Origin of the sequence: Novosphingobium umbonatum, from assembly GCF_004005905.1 — a bacterium.
Classification (GTDB): Bacteria; Pseudomonadota; Alphaproteobacteria; order Sphingomonadales; family Sphingomonadaceae; genus Novosphingobium; species Novosphingobium umbonatum.
On record NZ_SACO01000007.1, the window covers coordinates 143,088 to 167,193 of the forward strand.

A 24,106-nucleotide genomic window follows, 5' to 3' on the forward strand; every position below is an offset into this window, starting at 1 on the left:
ATGTCTGATCTGGGCGGGATTGACAGGACTTACACCCCTGTCAATAAATGGCGCATCTGGCCGATCTGTTCCGGCCTTTTCCTCCTTGCAGGGTGCTAAATCCATGCGTTCCATCCGTTTTATGGCTTCTTTGGCGGCTATGGCTGCCGGTCTTTCCTGCCTGCATGCGCCCGCTATGGCGCAAACGCCTGCCGCGGCGGTTGCGGAACCTGCGTCTGAATTTGGGGCATGGGGTGTGGATCTTTCCGCGCGCGATCTCTCGGTTAAGCCGGGCGATGATTTCCAGCTCTACACCTCGGGCAGCTGGCTGGCCCGCACCCAGATTCCGGCGGACCGGCCTTCGGTGGGCACTTTCTATGACCTGCGCGAAAAGGCGCAGGATCAGGTCAAGCAGATCATCACCGGTAATAGCGCCAGCCCCTATGGCGCGCTTTATGCCAGCTTTATGGACGAGGCGCGGCTGGAAAGCTTGGGTTTGAAGCCCTTGATGGCCGATCTGGCCAAGGTGAAGGCTCTGGCCAACAAGCGGGACTTTGCCCGTTTCATGGCAGGCACCCATGGTGGTTTTGGCGTGTCGCTGGTGTCGTTTGACATCAGCCCCGATACGGTGAACCCCGAGGTCAATGTGCTGTGGCTGGGGCAGGATGGTCTGGGCCTGCCCGACCGCGACTATTATCTGAAGGACCAGTTCAAGCCCCAGCGCGATGCCTATGCCGCCTATATCGGGCGGGTGATGCAGGCGATTGGCCAGAGTGATCCGGAAGGTTCGGCGGCCAAGGTGCTGGCGTTTGAAACGCAAGTGGCCAAGCTGAGCTGGGAAGCGGATCGGCGCCGCGATATCAGCGCGATCAACAATCCCTATTCCAGCGCGGGCCTTGCCGCCTATGCGCCGGGGATTGATTGGACGGCCTTCTTTGCCGGCGCGCATGTCGCCCCGCAAAAGCGGATGATCGTTTCGGAAAACAGCGCGGTGAAGCAATTGGCGGGGCTTTATGCCGCCACGCCCTTGGCCACGCTGAAATTGTGGCAGAGCTTCCATATGGCCCATCAGGCCTCGCCTTATCTCAACAAGGCGATGGTCGACAGCCGCTTTGCCTTTACCAAGACCCTGTCCGGCGTGTCGGAAATCCGTCCGCGTTGGAAGCGCGGGGTGGATCTGGTCAATGACTCGCTGGGCGAATTGGTGGGTAAGGCCTATGTCGCCCGCTTCTTCGCGCCGGAAGCCAAGGCCAAGATGGAAGTGCTGGTCGGCAATCTGAAACTGGCCATGGCCGACCGGATCAAGGCCAATAGCTGGATGAGCGCGCCGACCAAAGAGGCCGCGCTGCTGAAACTCAGCCGCATGAATGTGATGGTGGGCTATCCCGACAAGTGGCGCGATTACACTGCGCTGAAAATCGCCGGTGATGACCTTTATGGCAATGTCCAGCGGGCAGGGCGCTTCAACGCCGCCTATGCCATGGCCGATCTGGGCAAGAAGGTGGACCACAAGAAGTGGGGCATGAACCCGCAAACGGTGAATGCCTATAATGGCGGGCTGGAGAACAAGATCGTGTTCCCCGCCGCCATTTTGCAGGCGCCTTTCTTCTCGGCCAGCGCGGAGGATGCGGTCAATTATGGCGCGATTGGCGTGGTGATCGGGCATGAGATCAGCCATGGCTTTGACGATCAGGGCCGCAAGATCGATGCCGCAGGCGCGGTGCGCGATTGGTGGACCCCGCAGGACGCCCAGCGTTTCGAGGCCGAGGCCAAAGTGTTTGGCGATCAATATGGCAAATATGAAGCGGCTCCGGGCGCTTTCGTGAATCCGAAACTGACCATGGGCGAGAATATTGCCGATTTCGCCGGTGTGCAGGTGGCGCTGGATGCATGGCATCGCGCGCTGGCGGGCAAGCAGCCGCCGGTGCTGGATGGGGTTACGGGCGAACAGCGCTTTTTCCTCGGCTATGCGCAAGTGTGGCGGGCCAAGGCGCGCGAGGATGCCCTGCGCAATCAGGTGACCACCGATCCGCATAGCCCCGCCCGTTTCCGCAGCTTTGGTCCGCTGCGCAATGTGGAGGCGTGGTATCAGGCGTTTGAGGTGAAGCCTGAGGACAAGCTCTATATTGCTCCTGAGGGTCGCGCGAAGATCTGGTGAGGATGGTGACGATGTGCGGGGCTTGGGTCCCGCACATCGGGCCTTGTCGCCGCGCCGCGTTCGCCACGTCACGAGGGCGAAAAAAAACCCGGCCGGAGCCGGGCTTTGGAAGTTTGGGAGAGGATGCCTAAAAGGCAGTTTCTGGATAGTGCAGTGCAGCATGGATGGCAAGTGCAACGGTTTGCATTTTGCCATTTAGGCTCATTTATTTTCAATCGCACGCCAATGTGGCTGCGCAATCGGTTTAAGCCCTAGGTGCAGTGCAAAAAATCGGTAAGGTCTGGCGCGATTACCCTAGGGGTAAGACCGGAAGATTGTCGATCAAACGCGTCTTGCCGATTCGCGCCGCCACCAACAAACGCGCCGGACGGTTGCCCAGCGAGTCGAGCAGGGTGAGGCTGTCGGCATCGCGCAATTCGGCATAATCCACGCTGGAAAAGCCGCCTTCGATCACGGCTTCGCGCAGCGCGGCTAGGCTGGCCGCCACATCGGCCCCATCACGGATCGCGGCAACGGCGGCCTGCATGGCGCGGGGCAGGGCGACCGCCTGCTGACGCTCTTCAGGCGAAAGATAGGCGTTGCGCGAGGATAGCGCCAAGCCATCCGCCTCACGCACGGTGGGCACGCCGATGATCGCGCCCACATGGGGGCGGGTCAGATCAAGATCGCGCGCCATGCGGCGGATGACCGCCAATTGCTGCCAGTCCTTTTCGCCGAACAGCGCGATATCGGGCTGCACCTGGTTGAACAATTTGCACACTACCGTGGCCACGCCATCGAAATGGCCGGGTCGCGCCGCGCCGCAAAGCCCCTCGCTGACGCCGGAAACCGAGATATTGGTGGCAAAGCCTTCGGGATACATCGCCGCCACATCGGGCGCCCACAGGATGGCCACGCCTTCCTGCGCCAACAGCGCCTGATCCTGCGCCAATTGGCGGGGATAGGCGTCCAGATCCTCGCCCACGCCAAATTGTCGGGGATTAACGAAAATGGAGGCGATCACATGGTCCGCGCGCAGTTTGGCCTCGCGCACCAGCGCTAAGTGTCCGGAATGTAAGGCGCCCATTGTCGGCACCAAAGCCACAGATCCCTTGGCTTTCAACGCGGAAACCCCCGCGCGCAGCATTTCCAGACGATTGATGGTTTGCACCGGCCCTGCCCCTCCGTTAAGGATTTGCGTGATCACTCCTGCCCGCCCTAGGCGCGGTGGGGGCGGCCATCAACGGTTTTTCGGTGCTGATCAAAGTGTCAGGCGCCGGATTTGTCCAACCCCGTGTCGAGAGAGTGCCCCATGTCCAGCCCACACCGCATCGTTTTCGCGAATGAAAAAGGCGGCACGGGCAAATCGACCACGGCGGTGCATATTGCCATCGCTCTGGCCTATCTGGGCGCGCGGGTGGCCGCGCTGGACCTTGACCCGCGCCAGCGCACCTTGCACCGCTATCTGGAAAACCGGATGGAAACCTTGCGCCGCCGTGGCATCGATCTGCCGATGGTGACCAAGTTTGACGTGTTCCGCGGCGAAACGGTCGAAGAACTGGACGCGCAAGTGGCCGATCTGGCGCAGGATGTGGACTATTTCATTTTCGACACGCCGGGCCGCGATGACATGTTCGCCCGCCATGTGGCCACCAGCGCCGATACGCTTGTCACGCCTTTGAACGACAGTTTCGTCGACTTTGACCTGATCGGTCAGGTGGACGCCGAGACGTTCAAGGTGCGCCGCCTGTCTTTCTATGCCGAGCTGATCTGGGAAGCGCGCAAGAAGCGGGCGGTGGCGACCATTCAGGAAAACCGCCGCGAGATGGATTGGGTGGTGGTGCGCAACCGTACCCAGCATATCGAGGCGCGCAATATGCGCCGTATCGACAGCGCCTTGGCTGAACTATCGCGCCGCGTCGGCTTCCGCATCGCGCAGGGCCTGTCCGAACGCGTGATCTATCGCGAGCTGTTCCCTTCGGGCCTCACCCTGCTGGACAAGGGGCATCTGGGCGATCTGGGCACCAGCCATCTGGTGGCGCGACAAGAATTGCGCAAGCTGGTGGCGGGGATGAACCTGCCCGCGCCGCAGAGCCAGCGTGCGGCCCGCGCGGCCGCCGAGGAACAGCCTGTCGCCCCTATGCAGGCTTGAGGCGATGACCAAACTGTTGTTTCTGGCGCTGGTGGGGGTGGTGGCCTGCCGTTGGTGGACGGGGCAATGGCCATGGGTGATCTGGGCGCGGCTGCGCGGGGATGATGGGGCTGCAAAGGCGCGCAACCTGCTGGGTGTTTCGCGCGATGCGGGGCGGGCCGAGATCATTGCCGCGCATAAAAGGCTGATCGTGCAGGTGCATCCCGATAAGGGCGGCGATGTGCGTTTGGTGCATGAGGCCAATGCGGCGCGCGATCTGTTGCTGGCGGGGCTCGCTGGCGAATTGCCCAAGGGGTAGGCGGGATGGCGCCCGATCCGGTCCTGTTTCGCGCCTATGACATTCGCGGCACCTATGGCCAGACTTTGTTTGACCGCGATGCCTATGCGATTGGCCGCGCCGCTGCCTTGATGCTGCGCGAAAATGGCGGGCGCTGTATGGCGGTGGGGCGTGACGGGCGGCTTAGCTCGCCTGCGCTGGAGGCGGCGCTGGTGCAGGGGCTGCGGCATGGCGGGGTGGAGGTGTTGCGGATCGGGTTGGGCCCTACGCCGATGCTTTATTTCGCCGAAGCCTCAATGCCACAGGCCGATGGCGGCATTCAGGTAACCGGCAGCCATAACCCCCGCGATGATAATGGCTTCAAGATAGTGATGGGGGGCGCTGCGCTCTATGGCGCGCAGATTGCGCGTCTGGGCGCCTTGGCGGCGGTTGTTGGCGAAGGTTTGATCGAGGCCTGCGCCACGGATCACGCGATCGACATCGGCGATGCCTATGCTGATCGGTTGCTGGAGGCTTTCGCCGGTTTGGGCGAGGTTGAGCGTGAGCGACTGGCGGCCATGCGCATCGGGTGGGACGCGGGCAATGGTGCGGCAGGTCCCGTGCTGGAGGCCTTGGCGGCTCACCTGCCCGGCGAGCATCATTTGATCTATACCACTGTCGACGGCCATTTTCCGCATCATCATCCTGATCCTTCGCTCCCTGAAAACCTGACAGACTTGACCGCGCTGGTCGCGGCCAAGCGCCTCGATTTCGGAGTCGCCTTTGATGGCGATGGCGACCGGATCGTGGTGGTTGACGGGCAGGGCCGTGCGATCATGGGCGATCAATTGCTGGCCATGCTGGCGCAGGATCTGTTGATCGACCGGCCAGGAGCCTTGATTCTGGGCGATGTCAAAAGCTCGCAAGCCGCGTTTGACGCGATCGAGGCGGCGGGCGGCAGGGTGGCGATGGGGGCCGCCGGACACAGTTTGATTAAATCCACCATGAAACAAGATGGTGCGCTGCTGGCGGGGGAGACCACCGGCCATATTTTCTATGCCGACCGTTTCTATGGTTTTGACGATGCGCTTTATGCGGCTTTGCGCTTTATGGCGGCGCTGGCGCGGCGCGGCGGCAGCGTGGCGGATTGGTTCGATACGCTGCCGCGCAGCCTGTCGACGCCTGAATTGCGCTTTGCTGTGGAGGGGGCGCGCAAGCTGGCTGTGGTGGCAGAGGTGGCGGCAAGGCTGGCGGCGGAGGGCGCGCGGGTCAACACGGTCGATGGCTTGCGGGTGATGCGTGACGGGGGCTGGTGGCTGCTGCGCGCGTCGAACACGCAGGAAATGCTCACCGCGCGGGCGGAAAGCGCAACGCCGGAAGGACTGGCCGCTTTGGTGGCGGAACTGGACGCGCAATTGGCGTTGAGCGGGGTGTTGCGGAGTTGATCGAGCTGCCCCCTGTCATCGCGCAATGGCTGGCGGGGCGGGGCTGGCAGTTGCGGCGGCATCAGGCGCAGGTTGCCGCCTTGGTAATGGGCGGCGAGCATGTTTTGCTGACGGCTGATACGGGCGCGGGCAAGACTTTGGCGGGTTTCCTGCCCACTCTGGTCGATGCGGCGCAGGGGTCTTTGTCCGACGGACTGCACACGCTCTATGTCTCGCCCCTGAAAGCGCTGGCCCATGATGTGCAGCGCGGGTTGATGACGCCGGTTGCGGAAATGGGGCTGGACCTGCGGATCGAGGCGCGCACCGGCGACACCTCCAGCGAGCGCAAGGCCAAACAGCGCAGCAACCCGCCTCATGTTTTGTTGACTACGCCCGAATCCCTGTCCCTGCTGCTGTCCTATCCGGAAAGCGCGGAGATGTTCGCCACCCTGCGCACTGTGGTGGTGGACGAGATCCATGCGCTGGCCGCCAGCAAGCGGGGTGATCTGTTGGCCCTGTCTCTGGCGCGGTTGCAAAGGCTGGCGCCGGAGATGCGCCGGATCGGCCTGTCAGCGACTTTGAGCGATGTGGAAGGTTTCCGCCGTTGGTTGGCGCCTGTGGGTCAGCAGGCCGCTTTGGTGGAGGGGGAGGCGGGCGCGCCCGCGCAAGTGTCCATCCTGTTGCCGCAGGGGGAGCGGATCCCGTGGAGCGGCCATGCGGCCAGCTGGGCCATCCCGCAGATTCTGGACCTGATCCGCAGCCATCGCACCACGTTGATTTTCACCAACACCCGCTTTCTGGCCGAATATACCTTTGGCCTGTTGTGGGAGGGCAATGAGGAGAACCTGCCCATCGGCATCCACCACGGCAGCCTGTCGACCGAGGCCCGGCACAAGGTGGAAGGCGCGATGGCCGAGGGGCGGCTGCGCGCCTTGGTCTGCACCGCCAGCCTCGATCTGGGGGTGGATTGGGGCGACATTGATCTGGTGGTGCAGATGGGCGCCCCCAAGGGTTCCTCGCGCCTGTTGCAGCGCATCGGGCGGGCCAATCACCGGCTCGATTGCCCGTCCAAGGCGGTTTTGGTGCCGGGCAACCGGTTTGAATATCTGGAGGCACTGGCGGCGGTGGCCGCGGTCGAGGCAGGTACGCGCGATGGCGAAGGCTTGCGTGCGGGCAGTTTTGATGTGTTGGCGCAACATGTGCTGGGGCTGGCCTGCGCGGGGCCGTTTGATGGCGGGGCCTTGCTGGAGGAGGTTCGCCTTGCCGCGCCCTATGCCGATCTCTCCGCCGAGGCTTGGAGCCAAGTGTTGGGCTTTGTCTCGACCGGTGGCTATGCCCTGCGCGCCTATGACCGGTTTCGTCGGATAACGCATGGGCGTGACGGCCTATGGCGGCTGACCCATCCCGATCTGGCGCGTAGCCATCGTTTGAATGCGGGCATCATTGTTGATGCCGATATGGTGGAGGTCGGTTTCCGCAATGGCCGCTCGCTGGGGCGGGTGGAGGAGGAATTTGCCGCGCAATTAACGCCGGGGGATACGTTCCGTTTTGCTGGCCTTGATCTGGCGGTCGAAGGCTTTCGCGAGGGCACCTTGCTGGTGAAAGCAGCCAAAAGATCGGCGGCGATCCCCAGTTATAATGGGGCGCGAATTCCGATCTCATCCCATCTGGCCGATCGGGTGCGGGCGATTCTGGCCGATCAGGCGGGGTGGCGGGATTTTCCGCAGGATGTGCGCGAATGGTTGGCGATGCAGGCCAAGGTCTCCACCGTGCCCGCGCCCGATGAACTGCTGGTCGAAAGCTTTCCCCACAAGGACCGGCATTACGCGGTGTTCTATACGTTTGAAGGCTGGCCCGCGAATCAGTCACTGGGTATGTTGTTGACGCGGCGGATGGAGGTGCAGGGGCTGGCGCCCTTGGGTTTTGTCGCCAATGATTATGCTTTGGCGGTCTGGGGCCTCAATCCGGTCGAGTCGCCGCAAGACTTGCTCTCGCCCGATATTCTGGTTGATGAATTTGTCGCCTGGGTCGAGAACTCCTACCTGTTGCGCCGAGCCTTCCGAGAGGCTTCGGTGATCTCGGGCCTGATCGAAAGGCAGATGCCGGGCAAGCGCAAGACCAACCGGCAGGTGACCTTCTCCAGCGATCTGATCTACGATGTGCTGCGCCGCTACGAGCCGGAGCATCTGTTGATGCAGGCTGCATGGGCCGATGCGCGGCAGAAGATGACTGATGTTGACCGGGTCGCGCAGGTTCTGGAGCGGGCAGGGCGCGCGGTGCGGCATTTGCGCCTGTCGCGGGTCAGCCCTTTGGCCGTGCCTACGCTGACCATGATCGGGCGTGAGAGCCTGCCTGCGGGGGCTGCCGATGACGCCCTATTGGTCGAGGCCGAGGATTGGGCCGCTGTCGCCATGGGTGGGACTTAAATCTCGTGGGCAAACAAAAAGGGGCGGATTGCTCCGCCCCTTTCATGCTGTGCTAATCAGTCTGATTACTCGGACTTGGCGTTGGGAGCCTTAGCAAAAGCAGCATAGCGTTCGTTGCCGACGAAGCCGAACTTCGTCACTTCCGAAGCCTTGATCACGTTCAGAACCTTTACGGTCAGGTCGTAACCGGCCTGGGCATCGGGTTCGAACTGCAGTTCGGGTTCCGGCTGCATCTGGGTCGTACCCTTCAGGTTCGACATCAGAATCGCCAGCTCGATCGGGGTGCCGTTCCAGAGGATCTGGTTTTGCGGCGAGACCACAACCTTGTTCTTCACAGGGTCGATCGGGGGCTTAACAGCATTCGGGTTCGGGGTAGGCAGATCGATGTTCACCGCATGGGTCGCCACCGGAATGGTGATGATGAACATGATCAGCAGAACGAGCATAACGTCGATAAGAGGAGTGGTGTTCATCTCCCCCATCGGCTCGCCGTCGTCTTTTCCTGCCGACATAGCCATAGGATTTTACTCCGTTATTCTAGAGTGGCTGGATCAGCCGTTCGGATCGACCGGGGTCGAGATGAAGCCCACAGTGGGGTAACCGGCGCGCTGCACGTTGAAGATCGCACCAGCGACGCAGCGCCAGGGGGCTTCCACGTCGGCACGGATGTGAACCTGGGGAACCTTATCGGGGTTCTCGCGCAGAGCTTCGGCACCGCCTTCGCGCTTCACGATTTCGTCAAGACGCTTGAAAGCCTTGTCGAACAGCTCGGTCGAATCGACGGGAGTGACGTTGTTAAAATACACGCGGCATTCACCGCCACGCTGTGCACCCTCGAAGCCCGGGTCGCCCGCGCTGCGACCAGCAGCGTCGGTGGTGCTGACCGTGATCAGCAGGTTTTCGACCTTGTCCTTCGATTCCTGTGAAACCATCACAGGGATCTTCAGCTTCTGGATCGTCTGGATAGCGACGGGAACTGCGATCAGGAAGATGATCAGCAGCACCAGCATCACGTCCACCAGCGGGGTGGTGTTGATGTCGGACATCGGCTTCTCTTCGCCGCCCGCACCGCCAACAGCCATTGCCATGTTATGATCCTACTCTTGCAATGCCCTCTCGATAAAGAGGAGGGATTGGGGGGAGGGGAGGAGGGAAGCCCTACCGCATGCCGCGCAGGGCTTCCCTTGAAGGTCGGGGCCAAGAATGGCCTTGTCCCCGACCGTTCTCCTCATGTCTTACTTCTTGGCGGCAGGAGCCGGAGCAGCCTTCACCGGGGCAGCAGGCAGAGCCGGCTTGATGGCGCCCTTCGAGTTGATGTAGGCCAGCACGTCCGACGAGAAGCCGTTCAGCAGTTCGTTGATGCGCTTGTTGCGCGACTGCAGGAAGTTGTAGGCAAGCACGGCAGGCACAGCAACGAGCAGACCGATGGCGGTCATGATCAGAGCTTCACCCACGGGACCGGCAACCTTGTCGATCGAAGCCGAACCGGCCAGACCGATGGCGATCAGAGCGCGGTAGATGCCGACCACGGTACCGAACAGACCCACGAAAGGCGCGGTCGAACCCACGGTGGCGAGGAAGGGCAGGCCGCGAGCCAGGAAAGCGCCGATCGAGGCTTCGGTGCGAGCCAGCGAACCATGCACCCAGTCATGGGCTTCGAGCGAGTCAGCCATCTTGCCGTGGTTTTCTTCAGCCAGGATACCGGCTTCCACGATGTCGCGGAACGGGCTCTGCTTGTCGAGCTTGGCAGCGCCTTCCTTCAGCGAACCGGCCTTCCAGAAGGCGCCCAGGTTCTTGTACTGCTTGAAGATCTTGGCCTGGTCCGACCAGCGGGTGAACAGCACAAAGAACGAACCGAACGAGAAGATCGCCATGATCGTCACGGTCGACTGTGCGATGATACCGCCCTGTTCAAGGGCTTCCTTGAAGCCGAACTTGTTCTGCGGAGCCGCGTTGGCGGCGGCGGCGAGAATATCAATAAGCATGCGATGGTCCTCTCAAAGGGCTCTCGAACAGAGAATAGATGTAAATGGCAGCAGGATGGGCACAGCGCCGCAAGCCCGCCAAAAATCAAATGGTCGGCGGATCAATCCTTGGGGATGACCCACTTCACGCGGTTGGAATAGACGCCGGTGGTGGGCTGGCCTTCACCGTCCTTGGCAGGCGCGAAACGGGCGCGGCTGCTTGCATATTTGCAAGTCGCGGCGTCGAGTTCCGAGTTGCCCGAAGACAGGGTGATTTCGCAACCGGTTACGCGGCCATCAGGACCAACCGTCAGCTTGAAGCCGGTGGTGCCCTGCACGCCTTCACGCAGGGGGCGCGAAGGATAGTCTTCCGGCGTTACCCAGTTGGCAGGGTTGCCCTTGGGGGCAGCGCCAACGGGCTGGAAGCGCGGGGCCGGCGGTGCGGGTGCAGCAGGCGGGGCCAGCACAGGGGCAGGCGGAGCCACCGGCGGAGCAACCGCAACGGTTTCGATCGTCGGCGCCGTTACGGGCGCGACGTTAACCGGCGGCGGGGGAGCCACAACCGGCGGCGGAGGCACATCGTCCTTCGGCGGCGGCGGCGGCGGCGGCGGCGGTTTCACTTCGTCCTTGATGTCGACAGTGGTCACCTTCTTCATGATCTTCGTGGCCGCCTCATAAGCAAGCCCGGTGACCAGAGCGTAACCAACTCCCGCGTGAATCAAGGCAACGATGACGATAGCGGTAATACGATTACCGCTCATCTGTTGATCAGCGTAGGCCATTCAGACGCATCACTCCATACAAATGCCCGGGAAAATCCCGGGCCAACCGCGCATCGCATGGCCAAAGGCCAGCCATGCACGGGAAAGCTCAATTCCACCCTGCCGGACAAACCGGATTGTCGTGGGGCCTCCATAATGGAGACTTCCGCGACCTTTTTAGGGTCCTTCCCATAGGGAGGCCCGGTTTTGCCCGAAGCTTAACCACCTTGTTACCCACGTGCAACGGCTTATCGGCAAAACGTTGCAGTTCACGGAAAATTCATAGGTATTAGGCTTAGCAAGGTGCATATTATGCCGCTATACCTGCGGGCCATATGCGCCAACCTCCTCATATACCGGAGTTTTCCGAAATGTTGCCTCGATTCGCGCGTGGGTTACTCCTTGGTTCTGCCGCGTGTCTTACGCTGTCATTAGTGCCCCAGAAAGGTACGGCGCAAGCCCTTACGTCAAATGTCGTACAATCTTATTCCGATCTGGCCGATCTCTCCGATTCGGCGGCAATGGTCGAACAGGTCGAAATCAAATCGGTCATTCCGCTCTTGCCGAATCAGCAGGCTGGCGTGGCCAAAGGGCGGCTGCGCGCCTATGTAGAAGCGCGTCCAATCAATGCCTTGCGTGGCGAAACACTCTATTATCCGCTGGTGCGCTATCTGGTCGATCTGCCGGTCAATGAACAGGGCAAGCTGCCCAAGCTGACCAAAACGCAGGCGGTAATTTTCGCACGCGAGGCCGGTGGCACGCCCGGAGATCTGCAATTGGTCGCGCCGGATGCGCAACTGGCATGGAGCGCCCCGCTGGAGGCCAATCTGCGCTTCATCCTTGGTGAATTAACCGCCCCCGAAGCGCCGCCACGTGTAACCGGAATCTCCATGGCTTTTTACCAGCCTGGTGATTTGGCGGGGGAAGGCGAGACGCAGATGTTCCTGACCACCGCCAATAACAAGCCTGCCGCGATCGTGGTGCAGCATCGCGCGGGCGAGCCTTTGCGCTGGACCGCCAGCTTTGCCGAAGTGGTTGATCCTTCGGTCACGCCGCCTGCGGTCAACACTTTGGGTTGGTATCGACTGGCGTGCTTCCTGCCTACCAGCCTGCCCAGCGCGGTCAATCTGGGCGAAACGCCCGAGGCCAAGGCGCAGGCCGCGCAGGACTATCTGGCGGTGCGCGCCGCTTTGGGCCCCTGCGGGCGTCAGCGTAAATAGGTTGGGTGCAAATAAGCCGACGTAAAATCAACTTCTCGTCCACGCCCCATTGCGGCGCGCTTCATTGCGCCTTAGGGGGGCGTGGCGTGAAAGGAAGTAACATGGTCGAGACGACACAAGCAGCATCCCCCGCGAAGCAACCCTTGCGAATTGCCCTTGCCGGGCTGGGCACGGTGGGCGTGGGCGTTATCAAGCTGATTGAGGCCAACGCAGGCTTGATTGCCCGCCGCGCCGGACGTCCGATTATGATTACCGCCGTTTCGGCCCGCAGCCGTGGGCGCGATCGTGGCATCGATCTGGCCAGCTACGCGTGGGAAGATGACATGACCGCGCTGGCCGCCCGTCCCGACGTGGATGTGGTGGTGGAACTGGTGGGTGGTTCCGATGGACCGGCTCTGGTGCTGGCGCGTAACGCCATTGCGCAGGGCAAGGCGCTGATCACCGCCAACAAGGCGATGATCGCCCATCACGGCATGGCTTTGGCACAGGCGGCCGAGCAGAAGGGCGTGGCCATCCGTTTCGAAGCCGCCGTGGCCGGTGGCATTCCCGTGATCAAGGGCCTGCGCGAAGGCGCGGCGGCCAATCGCGTGGAGCGGATTTTCGGCATCCTCAACGGCACTTGCAACTATATCCTGTCGACCATGGAAGACACGGGCCGCGATTTCGCCGAGGTGTTGGCCGAGGCGCAGGCCAAGGGCTATGCCGAGGCCGATCCCACCTTTGACATCGAAGGGATTGATGCAGCGCATAAGCTGTCGATCCTGTCAGCCATTGCCTTTGGCGCGAAGATCGATTTTGCCAGCGTCGATACGCAGGGCATCAGCCGCATTCTGGCCGCCGATATCGCGCAGGCCGACGCCTTGGGCTATTGCATCCGCCTGATCGGCACCGCCGAGGCTGATGCTGGTCCCGATGGCACGCCCGGCCTGTTCCAGCGCGTCGCGCCGCATCTGGTGCCGGTGGACAATCTGTTGGCCCATGTCGACGGCCCGACCAATGCTGTCGTGGTGGAAGGCAATTTCTCGGGCCGCCTGCTGTTTCAGGGCGCCGGTGCCGGTGATGGCCCGACCGCCAGCGCGGTGGTGGCCGATATTATCGACATCGCGCGCGGCATGGACACCGGCTTTGAAGCCGACATGGCCTTCTCCATCCCCGTCGACGGGTTGGAAGCGATGGCACCCGCGCCCTCGGGCCATCGCATCGGCCGCAGCTATATCCGCTTCCTTGTGGCGGACCGTCCGGGCGTGTTGGCTGAAATCACCGCCGCTATGCGCGATGCGGGCGTTTCCATCGAGAGCCTGATCCAGAAGGGTCAGGCCACGCAGGGCGGTGCGGTGCTGGTGGCGATTGTCACCCATGAAGTGGCCGAGGCCGCCGTGACCGAAGCGCTGCGCTTGCTGGATGGTTCGCCCAGTCTGGTGGCGCAGCCGTTGGTGATGCAGATTCTGGGCAATTAAGCTTTGGCCTGAAAGGGCGTGATGCCCTGAAAGTGTCGTAAGAGAAGCGTCGGGGGGTTGGGCCTCCGGCGCTTCTTTGCTTTCAGGCTCCGGATTGGGTGCGGCACTCGACAGGGGCTGGCGCTACGCTTATGGGCTGTTTCTTGCATAGGTATTCAGACGGGTGATAGGCTAAGCCTGACATATGCTGATGCCAAGCGAAGAGCAGTTTCACAGGAAAGGCCCATCCATGACCCAGACGCCTGCCAGCCAAATTCTTGACCGCGTGCTTGTTTTGGAAATGGTGCGCGTGACCGAGGCGGCGGCGATTGGCGCGGCGCGGATGATCGGGCGGGGTGATGAAAAGGCGGCGGATGCGGCGGCTGTAGAAGCCATGCGGGCCAAGCTCAACGAATTGGACATCGACGGCACGGTGGTGATCGGCGAGGGCGAACGCGACGAGGCGCCCATGCTCTATATTGGCGAGAAGGTGGGCCGCGCGATCGACAAAGGCCCGCGCATCGATATCGCGCTCGATCCGCTGGAAGGCACCACGATCACTGCCAAGGCCGGTCCCAATGCGCTGGCGGTGCTGGCCATTGCCGAAGAGGGCGGGCTGCTGAATGCGCCGGACGTTTATATGGACAAGCTTGCGGTGGGGCCGGGCTATCCCGAAGGCATTATCGATCTCAACAAAAGCGCGACCGAGAATGTGCAGGCGGTGGCCGCGGCCAAGGGGGGGGCGCCCGAGGATATTGTGGTCTGCGTTCTGGACCGCCCGCGCCATGGCGAATTGATTGCCGAATTGCGCGGTATCGGCTGCGGGGTCTATCTGATCGGCGATGGCGATGTGGCTGGCGTTATCGCCACTAGTAACGAGGATACCAACATCGACCTCTATATGGGGCAGGGCGGCGCGCCCGAAGGCGTGCTGGCGGCGGCGGCTCTGCGCTGTGTTGGGGGGCAGATGAAGGGACGTCTGGTGTTCCGCAATGAGGATGAGCGGTTGCGCGCCCGCCAATGGGGCATCACCGATTTGAACAAAATCTATGATCTGACCGATCTGGCCAAGGGTGACTGCATCTTTGCCGCGACCGGCGTCACCGATGGATCGCTGCTCAAAGGGGTCAAGCGGTTGAAGAATGGCCGGATGACCACCGAAAGCGTGGTGATGCGCGCCAGCACCGGCACCATCCGCTGGGTCAAGGGCGACCGCCGCATCATCGTCTGAACTGGGCTTGAAGCGTGGCAAAACTGTCCCTCTGGTGGCCAGTTTGCCCATTCCTATGCATCCCTTTGTTGCAATCGCGCGACTTCTGGCTAGAGGCAGCCGCGTGAGGAACGGCGGGGGATTCGCAGCGCCGTTTAAGGAATCAGGCATGGGCGGCGGATGCTGCGGCCCAGCAATGGAGAAAGCAACGACATGAAGATCATGGCCGGGAACAGCAACCTGCCCTTGGCACGCGCCATCGCAGGCTATCTGGAGCTGCCGCTGACCGAGGCAAGCGTGCGCCGCTTTGCCGACGAGGAAGTCTTTGTCGAGATCCATGAGAATGTGCGCGGCGAAGACGTGTTCGTGGTGCAGTCCACCAGCTTCCCCACCAATGACAACCTGATGGAACTGCTGATCTGCATCGATGCGCTGCGTCGTGCCTCGGCGGCGCGTATCACCGCTGTGGTGCCCTATTTCGGCTATGCCCGTCAGGACCGCAAGCCCGGACCCCGCACGCCGATCTCGGCCAAGCTGGTCGCTAATCTGATGACCACGGCGGGCGCCGACCGCGTTTTGGCGGTGGACCTGCACGCTGGCCAGATTCAGGGCTTCTTTGACATTCCCACCGACAATCTGTTTGCAGCGCCGGTGATGGCCGCCGATATTCTGGCGCGCAATGGCGATGCCGGTCTGATGGTGGTCTCGCCCGACGTGGGCGGCGTGGTGCGCGCCCGCGCGCTGGCCAAGCGTTTGAACAATGCTCCGCTGTCCATCGTCGACAAGCGCCGCGACAAGCCTGGCCAGTCCGAAGTGATGAACATCATCGGTGACGTGAAGGGCCGCACCTGCATCCTGATCGACGATATCATCGATTCGGGCGGTACGCTTTGCAATGCCGCGCAGGCGCTGCTGGATGCCGGTGCGGAAAGCGTGACCGCCTATATCAGCCATGGCGTGTTGTCGGGCGCGGCGGTGTCGCGCGTCAACAATTCGGCGCTGAAGGAACTGGTGATCACCGACACGATCCTGCCCACCGAAGCCACGCAGGCCTCGGACAAGATCCGCATCCTGACCATTGCCCCGCTGATCGGCGAAGCGATGCGCCGCATTGCGGATGAAAGCTCGGTGTCGAGCCTGTTTGACTGATGGGATCACGGCGCTGCCCTGTAACGGGGCGGCGCCGCTTCATTGCCAGGGGCGCGCTGCCCCTGGCGTCAGGCGGTTGAGCACCAGCAAGCGGTGCGCCTGACGCGCCTCCAATGTCAGCGTCAGCAGCGCATTGGGCGTTTTCACAAATTGCCGCGGGGTCATGCCGAAGAGCTCGGTGAACTCGCGGGTCATCTGCGCCTGATCGTAATAGCGCAGCACCAGCTCTTCGGCCTCTTGCTCGTCGGCCACGCCCCGCAAATGGCTGGCCATGTCCATGGCCCGCGCGCGGCGCAGCACCTGTTTGGGCGGCATGCCGAAATCGCGATGGATGATGCGCTGCAATTGCCGCATGCTCATGCCGATCTGTTGGGCAAAGGGCGCCAGTTGCGCGGTTGGATCGGCATAGCACAGGGTTTCAAACGCGGTGGTCACCGGATCGGGCAGGGGCCTGCCTTTGCCCTCCACCAGTCGGCGAAAGCTGCGTTCCAGAAATTCCACCCATCCGGCCGGATCCTGAAACCGGCCCAGCCTGTCCAGCATCTCGGCGCTGTTCAACCCTATCGCCTCAAACGGAACAATCCGGTCGACCAGATGCGCGGTGTCGATCCCGAACAGCGCATGGGCCGCGCCGGGGCGTAAAGCCATGCCGACCGAATTGAAACTGCCCGTGACCGAGATGGGCATAAACCGGCTATGCGGGCCAAAGATCAGCGCCGAGGCGTGATGATGTTGCACGCCATCAATGGCATGCATCAGATAATCGCCGGTCAGTTGGATCCGCACCATCGGGCAATCGTTGAACAGGCCCGAATGAAGCTGATAGCCCTCGGGCAGATCGACAGGCGTGGCCGAAATGCGGCTGAGCCAAGGTGCCAGATCCTCGCTGGGCGCGCGGTTGAAGGACATGGGTTGCCCCCCGCGCGAACGGCCTGCCCAAGGTTTGACATGTTCGTCCACCGTGGGGTGGATGGATTTGAGCATTTTCTATGGCGATCCGAAGGCGGTTTTATAAGTCTATTGCCAGGGGCGGGTGGCTCCCGGAGGCAGGCGCTTGAGCATTTCCAGCCTCTTGGCCTGACGCGCCTCCAGCGTCAGGGTCATCAGCGGGTTGGGCGTTTTCATGAACTGGCGCGGGGTCATGCCAAAGAATTCGGTGAATTCCCGCGTCATCTGCGCCTGATCGAAATAGCGCAGGATCAGGTCATCGGCCTCTTTCTCGTCCGCCACGCCGTGCAAATGGCTGGCCATATCCAGCGCACGGGCGCGGCGCAGCACCTGTTTGGGGGCCATGCCGAAGTCGCGATTGATGATGCGTTGTAACTGCCGCATGCTGATGCAAAGTTCCTCGGCAAAGTCGCCGATATTGGCCGCGGGGTTTTCATAGGCCAGATTTTCAAAAGCCGTGGTGACCGGATCGGGCAGGGGGCGGCCCTTGGCCTCGACGATCTGGCGGAAACGGGCCTCGATCGTGTTTACCCAACTGGTGGCATCGGAATAGCGGTTGAGATTGTTGAGCGCGATCTGGCTGTCGAGCCCGACCCGTTCGAAGGGTACGATGCGGTCCACCACTTCGGAGGCCGCCACGCCAAAGATGGCATGGCCCGCACCGGGCCGCAGGGCAAGGCCGATCGAGACAAAGCTACCGGTTACCTTGATGCGCATGAATTTGCTGTGCGGCCCGAAAATCAACGCCGCCGGGCCATAGTCATTGACGCCATCGGCGGTATGGGCCTGCCATTTGCCGCTGAGTTGAATCCGCACCATCGAGCAATCATTGAGCAGGCCGGAGACCAGTTCATAATCATCGGGCAAATCGACCGGCGTGGCATAGACGCGCCCCAGCCATGGTTCGAGGTCTTTGCTGGGCGCACGGTTGAAGGACATCGGTTGCCCCCCGCGCGAACGGCCCGCCCACGGTCTGACTTGATTGTCCACCGTCGGGCGGATGGATTTGAGCATAGAGTTTGCGGCCCCGATTTATTCTTTTGGTCAATTTTGATGCCAATATTTGGCTAAAACTCATACAAAATCGTCATGCTAACGATTTCAACAGAGCTTGACGTGTTTTTGGCTTAACTCTGGTTGTTGTCAATCTAGGGATTCTCATAGATGTGGAGAGACTGCGGGTTAGCCCAATAGTCCCCTTTGGTCGGGCCTGGGCTTATGATTGACCCGCCTGAGGATTTGTATGCATGCTTGACCTTGCCCTGCCCCAAGGGGCAGAAGCGGCGCCATGAAGTTGAACCTTGACGATGACATCGCCCTTGCCCACCGCCTAGCCGATGCGGCAGGTGCGGCTATCCGCCCCTATTTCCGTTCCGGCGTGGCCAGCGAGCGCAAGGAAGATGCCAGTCCGGTCACCCTGGCGGACCGCGCGGCCGAGGAAGCGATCCGCGCCATTCTGGATGTCGAGCGGCCCGATGACACGATCATCGGTGAGGAATTCGGCACCAAGGCGGGCAAGGGCAACCGCACCTGGGTGCTGGACCCGATCGACGGCACGGCGGGCTTTCTGGCGGGGCGGGCCATTTTTGGCACATTGATCGCGCTGCTGGTGGATGGCTGGCCGGTGCTGGGCGTGATTGACCAGCCCATCGCTGGCGAGCGCTGGATCGGCGCTTCGGGCCGTCCCACTTTGTTCAATGGCCAACCGGCCCGCACGCGCCCCTGTCGCCAATTGTCGGACGCCACGATTGCCACCACCGGCCCGCATTATTTCACCGACCATGAAGGCGAGCATTTCATGGCGCTGGCCGCCAAGACCGATTACCGCCGGATGGTGATGGGGGGCGACTGCTATAATTATGCCATGCTGGCCAGCGGTCATCTGGATATCATCTGCGAATCCGGCCTGAAGCTGCATGACTGGGCTGCGCTGGTGCCGGTGGTGGAAGGCGCGGGCGGCGTGATGTGCGATTGGAACGGCGATCCGCTGCATGCTGGTTCGGAAGGCCATGTGCTGGCCTTTGGCGATCCGGCGCGGCAGGAAGAGGCGGTCGAGGCTTTGGTCTGTCATCACCATTGATCTGCTTTGCCTGAGGCGTTCTTTTTCTATGGCACATTGATCGCGGGTGGGGGCAATCCGGCGGTGGAACTGTCCCTGTCCCGCCTGCGTCCGATGGGGGCGGGCCGGGCGCAGGGCTTGCTTTTTGCGCTGGATGATCCCGCTGGTTGCTATCCGGCGATGGTTGCAGGCGATGGCGTGGTGCATGGGTGTTTGATGGCGCGGACACCGGCCTTCTCGGCGCAAGATCTGATGGCGCTGGATAGCTATGAAGGTGCCGATTACCGCCGCATGGCCGTAATGGTTCATGCTGATGGCGCGATGGTGCGGGCATGGGCCTATGTCTGGGCGCGGCCCTTGCCCGATGACGCGCTGCCTTTGCCTGAGGGGGATTTCCTCGCCTATGTTCGGGCCAGCGGGCGGGCGGTTTATCGCGATCCGGCCTAAAGCTTTCCTTGCCAAATGCGGCCCGCTCCTATAACGGCCCGTGCTTCAACCGGTCCGGTCGACCATCCGTCATGGATGATTCGCCTGCCTGCCTGGCCATCTAGGGCTGCCACGGCGCGCGGGACGGACCGATAGATGCAAGGAGACGAAAATGCCCAAGCTCAAGACCAAGAGCGGCGTGAAGAAGCGCTTCAAGCTCACCGCCACCGGCAAGGTGAAGCATGGCGTCGCTGGTAAGCGTCACCGTTTGATGAGCCACAACGCCAAGTACATCCGCCAGAACCGCGGCACCGACGTGATTTCCGACGCTGATGCGAAGGTGATCAAGAAGTGGGCGCCCTACGGGCTGAACTGAGGAGTACTGAAGTATGGCACGTGTCAAAAGGGGTGTTACCACCCGCGCCAAGCACAAGAATATTCTGGAACAGGCCAAGGGTTACCGCGGCCGTCGCAAGAATACGATCCGCGTTGCGCGTCAGGCCGTCGAAAAGGCTGGCCAGTACGCTTACCGCGACCGCAAGGTCAAGAAGCGCACTTTCCGCGCCCTGTGGATCCAGCGTATCAACGCCGCTGTGCGTGAAGCTGGTCTGAGCTATTCGCAGTTCATCCACGGCACCAAGCTGGCCGGCATCGAACTGGACCGCAAGGTTCTGGCTGATCTGGCCATGAACGAAGGTGGCGTGTTCGACGCGATCATCGCTCAGGCAAAGGCTGCTCTGCCCGCCGCCTAATCGCGCGCAAGCAGAACGATCTTGGACAAGGGCGCGGGGGCTTTGGCTCTCGCGCCCTTTTCTTTTTGCGCCGTTTGAGAGGCGGCACCAGCCCGCTCCCCCTGCCCTACCACCCAATAGGGTACACTATATGGGTGGTAGGGCAGGGGGAGCGGGCTGGTGCCCTAATTCCCATACAACCTCTGACTGGCTTGAAACCTTGGGGCGCGGGCCTTAAAGGGGCGGCGATAAATTGCCACAAATTTTGTGCAAACTTCACGCGAAACGGAAAAACCTTACGTGGATTACGAAAGCCTTGGCGCGCAGGCGCTCCAGCAGATCAGCGAAGCGCAAAATCTGGAAGCGCTTGAAGCCTTGCGGGTGGGCCTGCTGGGCAAGAGCGGTTCGATTTCGGCGCTGCTCAAGACTTTGGGCGGGATGAGCCCTGAAGAACGCCAGACCACCGGCCCCAAGATCCATGCTTTGCGTGAAGGCGTGACCAACGCGCTGGCCGACAAGAAGGCCGCGCTGGAAAGTGCTGCTTTGGAAGCCAAGCTGGCCGCCGAGACAGTGGACCTGACTTTGCCCGCGCCCGAGGCTCCGCGTGGCAGCGTGCATCCTGTGTCTCAGGTGATGGACGAACTGGCCGAGATTTTCGCCGATCTGGGCTTTGCCGTGGCCACCGGTCCTGAAATCGAGGACGACTGGCACAATTTCACTGCGCTCAATATGCCCGAAAGCCATCCGGCGCGCGCGATGCATGACACATTCTATATCGACAAGGCGGCCAGCGGATACGAGACCGAGCAGGACATGGTGTTGCGCACCCATACCAGCCCTGTGCAGATCCGCGCGATGCTGGCGGCGGGCGGCAACAAGCCCCTGCGCATCATCGCGCCGGGCCGCGTCTATCGCAGCGATTCCGACGCTACCCATACGCCGATGTTCCATCAGGTCGAAGGTCTGGTGATCGGCAAGGATATCACGCTGGCGCATCTCAAATGGACGCTGGAAACCATGCTCAAGGCTTTCTTTGAGCGGGACGATATCGTTTTGCGCCTGCGCCCCAGCTATTTCCCCTTCACCGAACCCAGCGTTGAGGTCGACACCGGCTATTCCTATGTCGATGGCCGCCGCGTGGTGGGCGGATCGGGCGATGATGCGGGCCATAGCTGGATGGAATTGCTGGGCAGCGGCATGGTCAATGCCCATGTGCTGCGCGCCGGTGGCTATGATCCGGCGGAATGGCAGGGTTTTGCTTTTGGCGTGGGCGTCGATCGCCTCGCCATGCTCAAGTATGGGATGAACGATTTGCGGGCCTTCTTCGATGGCGATGCGCGCTGGTTGGGCCATTACGGCTTCTCCGGCCTTGATGTGCCGACTTTGTCCGGCGGCGTTGGCGTTCAGGCATAAGGGGTTATAGGCGCATGAAATTCTCTCTCTCGTGGCTGAAGGCCCATCTGGAAACCGAGGCCAGCGTCGAACAGATCGCGGCCAAGTTGAACGCCATTGGCCTTGAAGTGGAAGGCATTGAGGACCCTGCGGAAAAGCTCAAAGGCTTCCGCGTGGCCAAGATCCTGACCGCCGACCGCCACCCCAATGCCGACAAGCTGCAAGTGCTCTCGGTCGACACGGGGGAGGGCGCTCCCTTGCAGGTGGTTTGCGGCGCTCCCAATGCGCGGGCCGGTCTGGTGGGCGTGCTGGGTCTGCCGGGCGCCGTGGTGCCGGCCAATGGCATGGTGCTCAAGGTGGCCGCTGTGCGCTCGGTCGAATCCAACGGCATGATGTGTTCCATGCGCGAGCTGGAGCTGGGCGAGGGCCATGACGGCATTATCGAGCTGCCCGAAGACGCTCCGGTGGGCACCGCCTTTGCGGACTATCACGGCGCCGATCCGGTGTTTGACATTTCGGTGACGCCCAACCGCCCCGATTGCATGGGCGTTTATGGCATTGCGCGCGATCTGGCGGCTGCTGGGCTTGGCACGCTGAAGCCGATTGCGACCCCCAACATCGCGGGCAGCTATGCCTGCCCCGTCGAGATCCGCACCGAGGATAGCGATGGCTGCCCCGCTTTCTATGGCCGCGTTATCCGTGGCGTGAAGAATGGCCCCAGCCCCGAATGGCTACAGGCTGCGCTGAAGGCTGCGGGCCAGCGTCCGATCTCGGCCTTGGTGGATATCACCAATTACATCATGCTGACCTATGGCCGCCCAGCCCATGCCTATGATCTGGCCAAGCTGAGCGGCGCGGTGGTGGCGCGTAAGGCGCGTGAGGGCGAGACCTGTCTGGCGCTCAATGGCAAGACCTATGCGCTGAGCGAAAGCATGACCGTGATTGCCGATGAGGCTGGCGTGCATGATATTGCGGGCATTATGGGTGGCGAACATTCGGGCTGCGCCGATGAAACGACCGATGTCCTGCTCGAAATCGCCTATTTCACGCCGGAGGGGATTGCCGCCACGGGGCGCGCGCTGAACCTGACCTCGGACGCGCGGGCGCGGTTTGAACGCGGGGTGGACCCTGCTTTCCTTGATGCGGGGCTGGACCTGCTGTCGGCCATGGTGCTGGAAATCTGCGGCGGCGAGGCATCCGAAGTGGTCCGCGCTGGCGCTGCGCCTGCCACGCCTAAGGTGGTCGCCTTTGATCCTGCTTTGGTGGCCAAGCTGGGCGGGGTGGAGATTGCGGGCGATGAGCAGAAGCGTATCCTTGGCGCGCTGGGCTTTGCGGTAGGGGCGGATTGGTCGGTCACCGTGCCGGGCTGGCGCCCCGATGTGGATGGCGCGGCCGATATTGTCGAGGAAGTGGTGCGTATCCATGGGCTGGACGGTATCACCAGCGTGCCTTTGCCGCGTGAGGATGGTGTGGCCAAGCCCACCGCCACGCCGGTGCAGAAACTGGAGCGCCGTTTGCGCCGCGCTGCTGCGGCGCGCGGGCTGAACGAGGCGATCACATGGTCCTTCTTGCCCGAGGCTCAGGCGGAGCATTTTGCTGAAGGCCCGCTGTGGCGTCTGGCCAATCCGATCAGCGAAGATCTGAAAGTCATGCGCCCCAGCCTGATCCCCGGCTTGCTGGGCGCGGTGGCGCGCAATCTGGCGCGCGGGGGCAGCTCGCTGCGCCTGTTCGAGATCGGCCGCCGCTATTTGCGCGATGCGCAGGGCAAGGGGGCGGAACGCCTGACCCTGTCGGTGGTGCTGGCGGGCGAGCGGACCCCGCGTGGCTGGGCGACGGGTAAGGCGCAGGCCTTTGATGCCTTTGATGCCAAGGCTGAGGCGCTGGCGCTGCTGGCCGAGGCGGGCGCTCCGGTGGACAATCTGCAGATCATGGGTGAGGCGGGCGCGCAGTTCCACCCCGGCCAGTCGGCCACTTTGCGCCTTGGGCCCAAGAATGTGCTGGCGCGTTTTGGTATGCTGCATCCGGCGACGGCCAAGGCGTTTGATCTGGATGGTCCGGTGGCGGTGGCGGAAATCTTCCTTGATGCCATTCCGGCCAAGAAGGGGGCAGCCGGCTTTGCCCGTGTCAATTATGCGCCGCCCGCCCTTCAGGCGGTAAAGCGCGACTTTGCTTTCCTTGCCAAGCTGGAAACGCCCGCTGGCGATCTGTTGCGCGCGATCAAGGGCAGCGACAAGGCCAATATCGTGGCCGCGCGCGTGTTTGACGATTTCCGCGGGGCAGGCGTGGCCGAAGGGCACAAGTCCATCGCCATTGAAGTGACACTGCAACCGCAGGACAAGAGCTATAATGAGGCTGACCTCAAGGCTATCACCGACAAGGTGACGGCGGCAGCGGGTAAGCTGGGCGCGGTTCTGCGCGGATAATCAGGAATAGGGG

22 protein-coding genes are annotated in these 24,106 nt (G+C 62.2%); 15 read left to right on the top strand and 7 right to left on the bottom strand.

What is annotated here, in order from left to right; all coding sequences use genetic code 11:
• Positions 1–103: 103 nt before the first annotated feature.
• A complete protein-coding gene (locus EOE18_RS11105; RefSeq protein ID WP_127709447.1) occupies positions 104–2,137 on the top strand; it encodes a M13 family metallopeptidase in 2,034 nt (677 codons plus the stop codon).
• A gap of 289 nt (positions 2,138–2,426) precedes the next feature.
• On the opposite strand, the gene panC is transcribed toward EOE18_RS11105, so the two are convergent.
• Positions 2,427–3,287 carry a pantoate--beta-alanine ligase gene (panC, locus tag EOE18_RS11110; RefSeq protein WP_127709590.1) on the bottom strand — a complete coding sequence of 287 codons (861 nt, stop codon included), beginning with the start codon at positions 3,285–3,287 and terminating at the stop codon, positions 2,427–2,429.
• 141 nt (positions 3,288–3,428) lie between these two features.
• Between panC and EOE18_RS11115 the strand changes: the two genes are divergently transcribed.
• Genes EOE18_RS11115 through EOE18_RS11130 form a run of 4 tightly spaced genes read left to right on the top strand, consistent with a single transcriptional unit; the run spans position 3,429 to position 8,374 of the window.
• Entirely contained in the window at positions 3,429–4,268 is an 840-nt protein-coding gene (locus tag EOE18_RS11115) for a division plane positioning ATPase MipZ (protein ID WP_127709448.1), read from the top strand.
• Positions 4,269–4,272: 4 nt separating this feature from the next.
• The gene (locus EOE18_RS11120) at positions 4,273–4,566 is read left to right on the top strand and encodes a J domain-containing protein (RefSeq protein ID WP_127709450.1); all 294 of its coding nucleotides are present in this window, start codon (positions 4,273–4,275) and stop codon (positions 4,564–4,566) included.
• Positions 4,567–4,571: 5 nt separating this feature from the next.
• A complete protein-coding gene (pgmG, locus tag EOE18_RS11125) occupies positions 4,572–5,969 on the top strand; it encodes a phosphoglucomutase/phosphomannomutase PgmG (protein WP_127709452.1) in 1,398 nt (465 codons plus the stop codon).
• Complete coding sequence (locus EOE18_RS11130) at positions 5,969–8,374, top strand: ligase-associated DNA damage response DEXH box helicase (protein ID WP_127709592.1); 2,406 nt, start codon at positions 5,969–5,971, stop codon at positions 8,372–8,374. The genes pgmG and EOE18_RS11130 overlap by 1 nt, the downstream gene beginning before the upstream one ends.
• A 65-nt stretch (positions 8,375–8,439) precedes the next feature.
• Here EOE18_RS11130 and EOE18_RS11135 read toward each other — a convergent pair whose 3' ends face one another.
• From EOE18_RS11135 to EOE18_RS11150, 4 genes are all read right to left on the bottom strand, one after another.
• Positions 8,440–8,892 carry an ExbD/TolR family protein gene (locus EOE18_RS11135; protein WP_127709454.1) on the bottom strand — a complete coding sequence of 151 codons (453 nt, stop codon included), beginning with the start codon at positions 8,890–8,892 and terminating at the stop codon, positions 8,440–8,442.
• 33 nt (positions 8,893–8,925) lie between these two features.
• Positions 8,926–9,462: an ExbD/TolR family protein gene (locus tag EOE18_RS11140; RefSeq protein WP_181953046.1), complete on the bottom strand. Its 537-nt coding sequence runs from the start codon at positions 9,460–9,462 to the stop codon at positions 8,926–8,928.
• Positions 9,463–9,609: 147 nt separating this feature from the next.
• Positions 9,610–10,359, bottom strand: a complete 750-nt coding sequence (locus EOE18_RS11145) for a MotA/TolQ/ExbB proton channel family protein (RefSeq protein ID WP_127709456.1) — start codon at positions 10,357–10,359, stop codon at positions 9,610–9,612.
• 101 nt (positions 10,360–10,460) lie between these two features.
• Positions 10,461–11,120, bottom strand: a complete 660-nt coding sequence (locus tag EOE18_RS11150) for an energy transducer TonB (protein WP_127709458.1) — start codon at positions 11,118–11,120, stop codon at positions 10,461–10,463.
• A 413-nt stretch (positions 11,121–11,533) separates the two neighbouring features.
• Here EOE18_RS11150 and EOE18_RS11155 point away from each other — a divergent pair, with 413 nt between their 5' ends.
• The 4 genes from EOE18_RS11155 to EOE18_RS11170 all read left to right on the top strand — a co-directional run bounded on the left by EOE18_RS11155 (position 11,534) and on the right by EOE18_RS11170 (position 16,114).
• Positions 11,534–12,319 carry a hypothetical protein gene (locus EOE18_RS11155; RefSeq protein ID WP_127709460.1) on the top strand — a complete coding sequence of 262 codons (786 nt, stop codon included), beginning with the start codon at positions 11,534–11,536 and terminating at the stop codon, positions 12,317–12,319.
• Between the two features lie 101 nt (positions 12,320–12,420).
• The gene (locus EOE18_RS11160; RefSeq protein ID WP_127709462.1) at positions 12,421–13,776 is read left to right on the top strand and encodes a homoserine dehydrogenase; all 1,356 of its coding nucleotides are present in this window, start codon (positions 12,421–12,423) and stop codon (positions 13,774–13,776) included.
• Positions 13,777–14,005: 229 nt separating this feature from the next.
• Complete coding sequence (gene glpX / locus EOE18_RS11165; RefSeq protein ID WP_127709464.1) at positions 14,006–14,986, top strand: class II fructose-bisphosphatase; 981 nt, start codon at positions 14,006–14,008, stop codon at positions 14,984–14,986.
• Between the two features lie 192 nt (positions 14,987–15,178).
• On the top strand, positions 15,179–16,114 hold the full coding sequence (locus EOE18_RS11170) for a ribose-phosphate pyrophosphokinase (protein WP_127709466.1): 936 nt from the start codon (positions 15,179–15,181) through the stop codon (positions 16,112–16,114).
• A gap of 39 nt (positions 16,115–16,153) precedes the next feature.
• On the opposite strand, the gene EOE18_RS11175 is transcribed toward EOE18_RS11170, so the two are convergent.
• Positions 16,154–17,098, bottom strand: coding sequence for a helix-turn-helix domain-containing protein (locus EOE18_RS11175; protein ID WP_127709468.1), 945 nt, complete (start codon positions 17,096–17,098; stop codon positions 16,154–16,156).
• A gap of 33 nt (positions 17,099–17,131) precedes the next feature.
• Positions 17,132–18,001, bottom strand: coding sequence for a helix-turn-helix domain-containing protein (locus EOE18_RS11180; protein WP_246027401.1), 870 nt, complete (start codon positions 17,999–18,001; stop codon positions 17,132–17,134).
• A 355-nt stretch (positions 18,002–18,356) separates the two neighbouring features.
• On the opposite strand from EOE18_RS11180, the gene EOE18_RS11185 reads away from it, so the two are divergent.
• From EOE18_RS11185 to pheT, 6 genes are all read left to right on the top strand, one after another.
• Complete coding sequence (locus tag EOE18_RS11185; RefSeq protein WP_127709596.1) at positions 18,357–19,142, top strand: inositol monophosphatase family protein; 786 nt, start codon at positions 18,357–18,359, stop codon at positions 19,140–19,142.
• A gap of 6 nt (positions 19,143–19,148) precedes the next feature.
• A complete protein-coding gene (locus tag EOE18_RS11190; RefSeq protein ID WP_127709472.1) occupies positions 19,149–19,568 on the top strand; it encodes a gamma-glutamylcyclotransferase family protein in 420 nt (139 codons plus the stop codon).
• Positions 19,569–19,719: 151 nt separating this feature from the next.
• Positions 19,720–19,923, top strand: coding sequence for a 50S ribosomal protein L35 (rpmI, locus tag EOE18_RS11195; protein ID WP_127709474.1), 204 nt, complete (start codon positions 19,720–19,722; stop codon positions 19,921–19,923).
• Positions 19,924–19,936: 13 nt separating this feature from the next.
• Positions 19,937–20,299, top strand: a complete 363-nt coding sequence (gene rplT, locus EOE18_RS11200; RefSeq protein ID WP_127709476.1) for a 50S ribosomal protein L20 — start codon at positions 19,937–19,939, stop codon at positions 20,297–20,299.
• 279 nt (positions 20,300–20,578) lie between these two features.
• Entirely contained in the window at positions 20,579–21,691 is a 1,113-nt protein-coding gene (gene pheS / locus EOE18_RS11205) for a phenylalanine--tRNA ligase subunit alpha (protein ID WP_127709478.1), read from the top strand.
• Positions 21,692–21,705: 14 nt separating this feature from the next.
• The gene (gene pheT / locus EOE18_RS11210; protein WP_127709480.1) at positions 21,706–24,093 is read left to right on the top strand and encodes a phenylalanine--tRNA ligase subunit beta; all 2,388 of its coding nucleotides are present in this window, start codon (positions 21,706–21,708) and stop codon (positions 24,091–24,093) included.
• Positions 24,094–24,106: the final 13 nt, after the last annotated feature.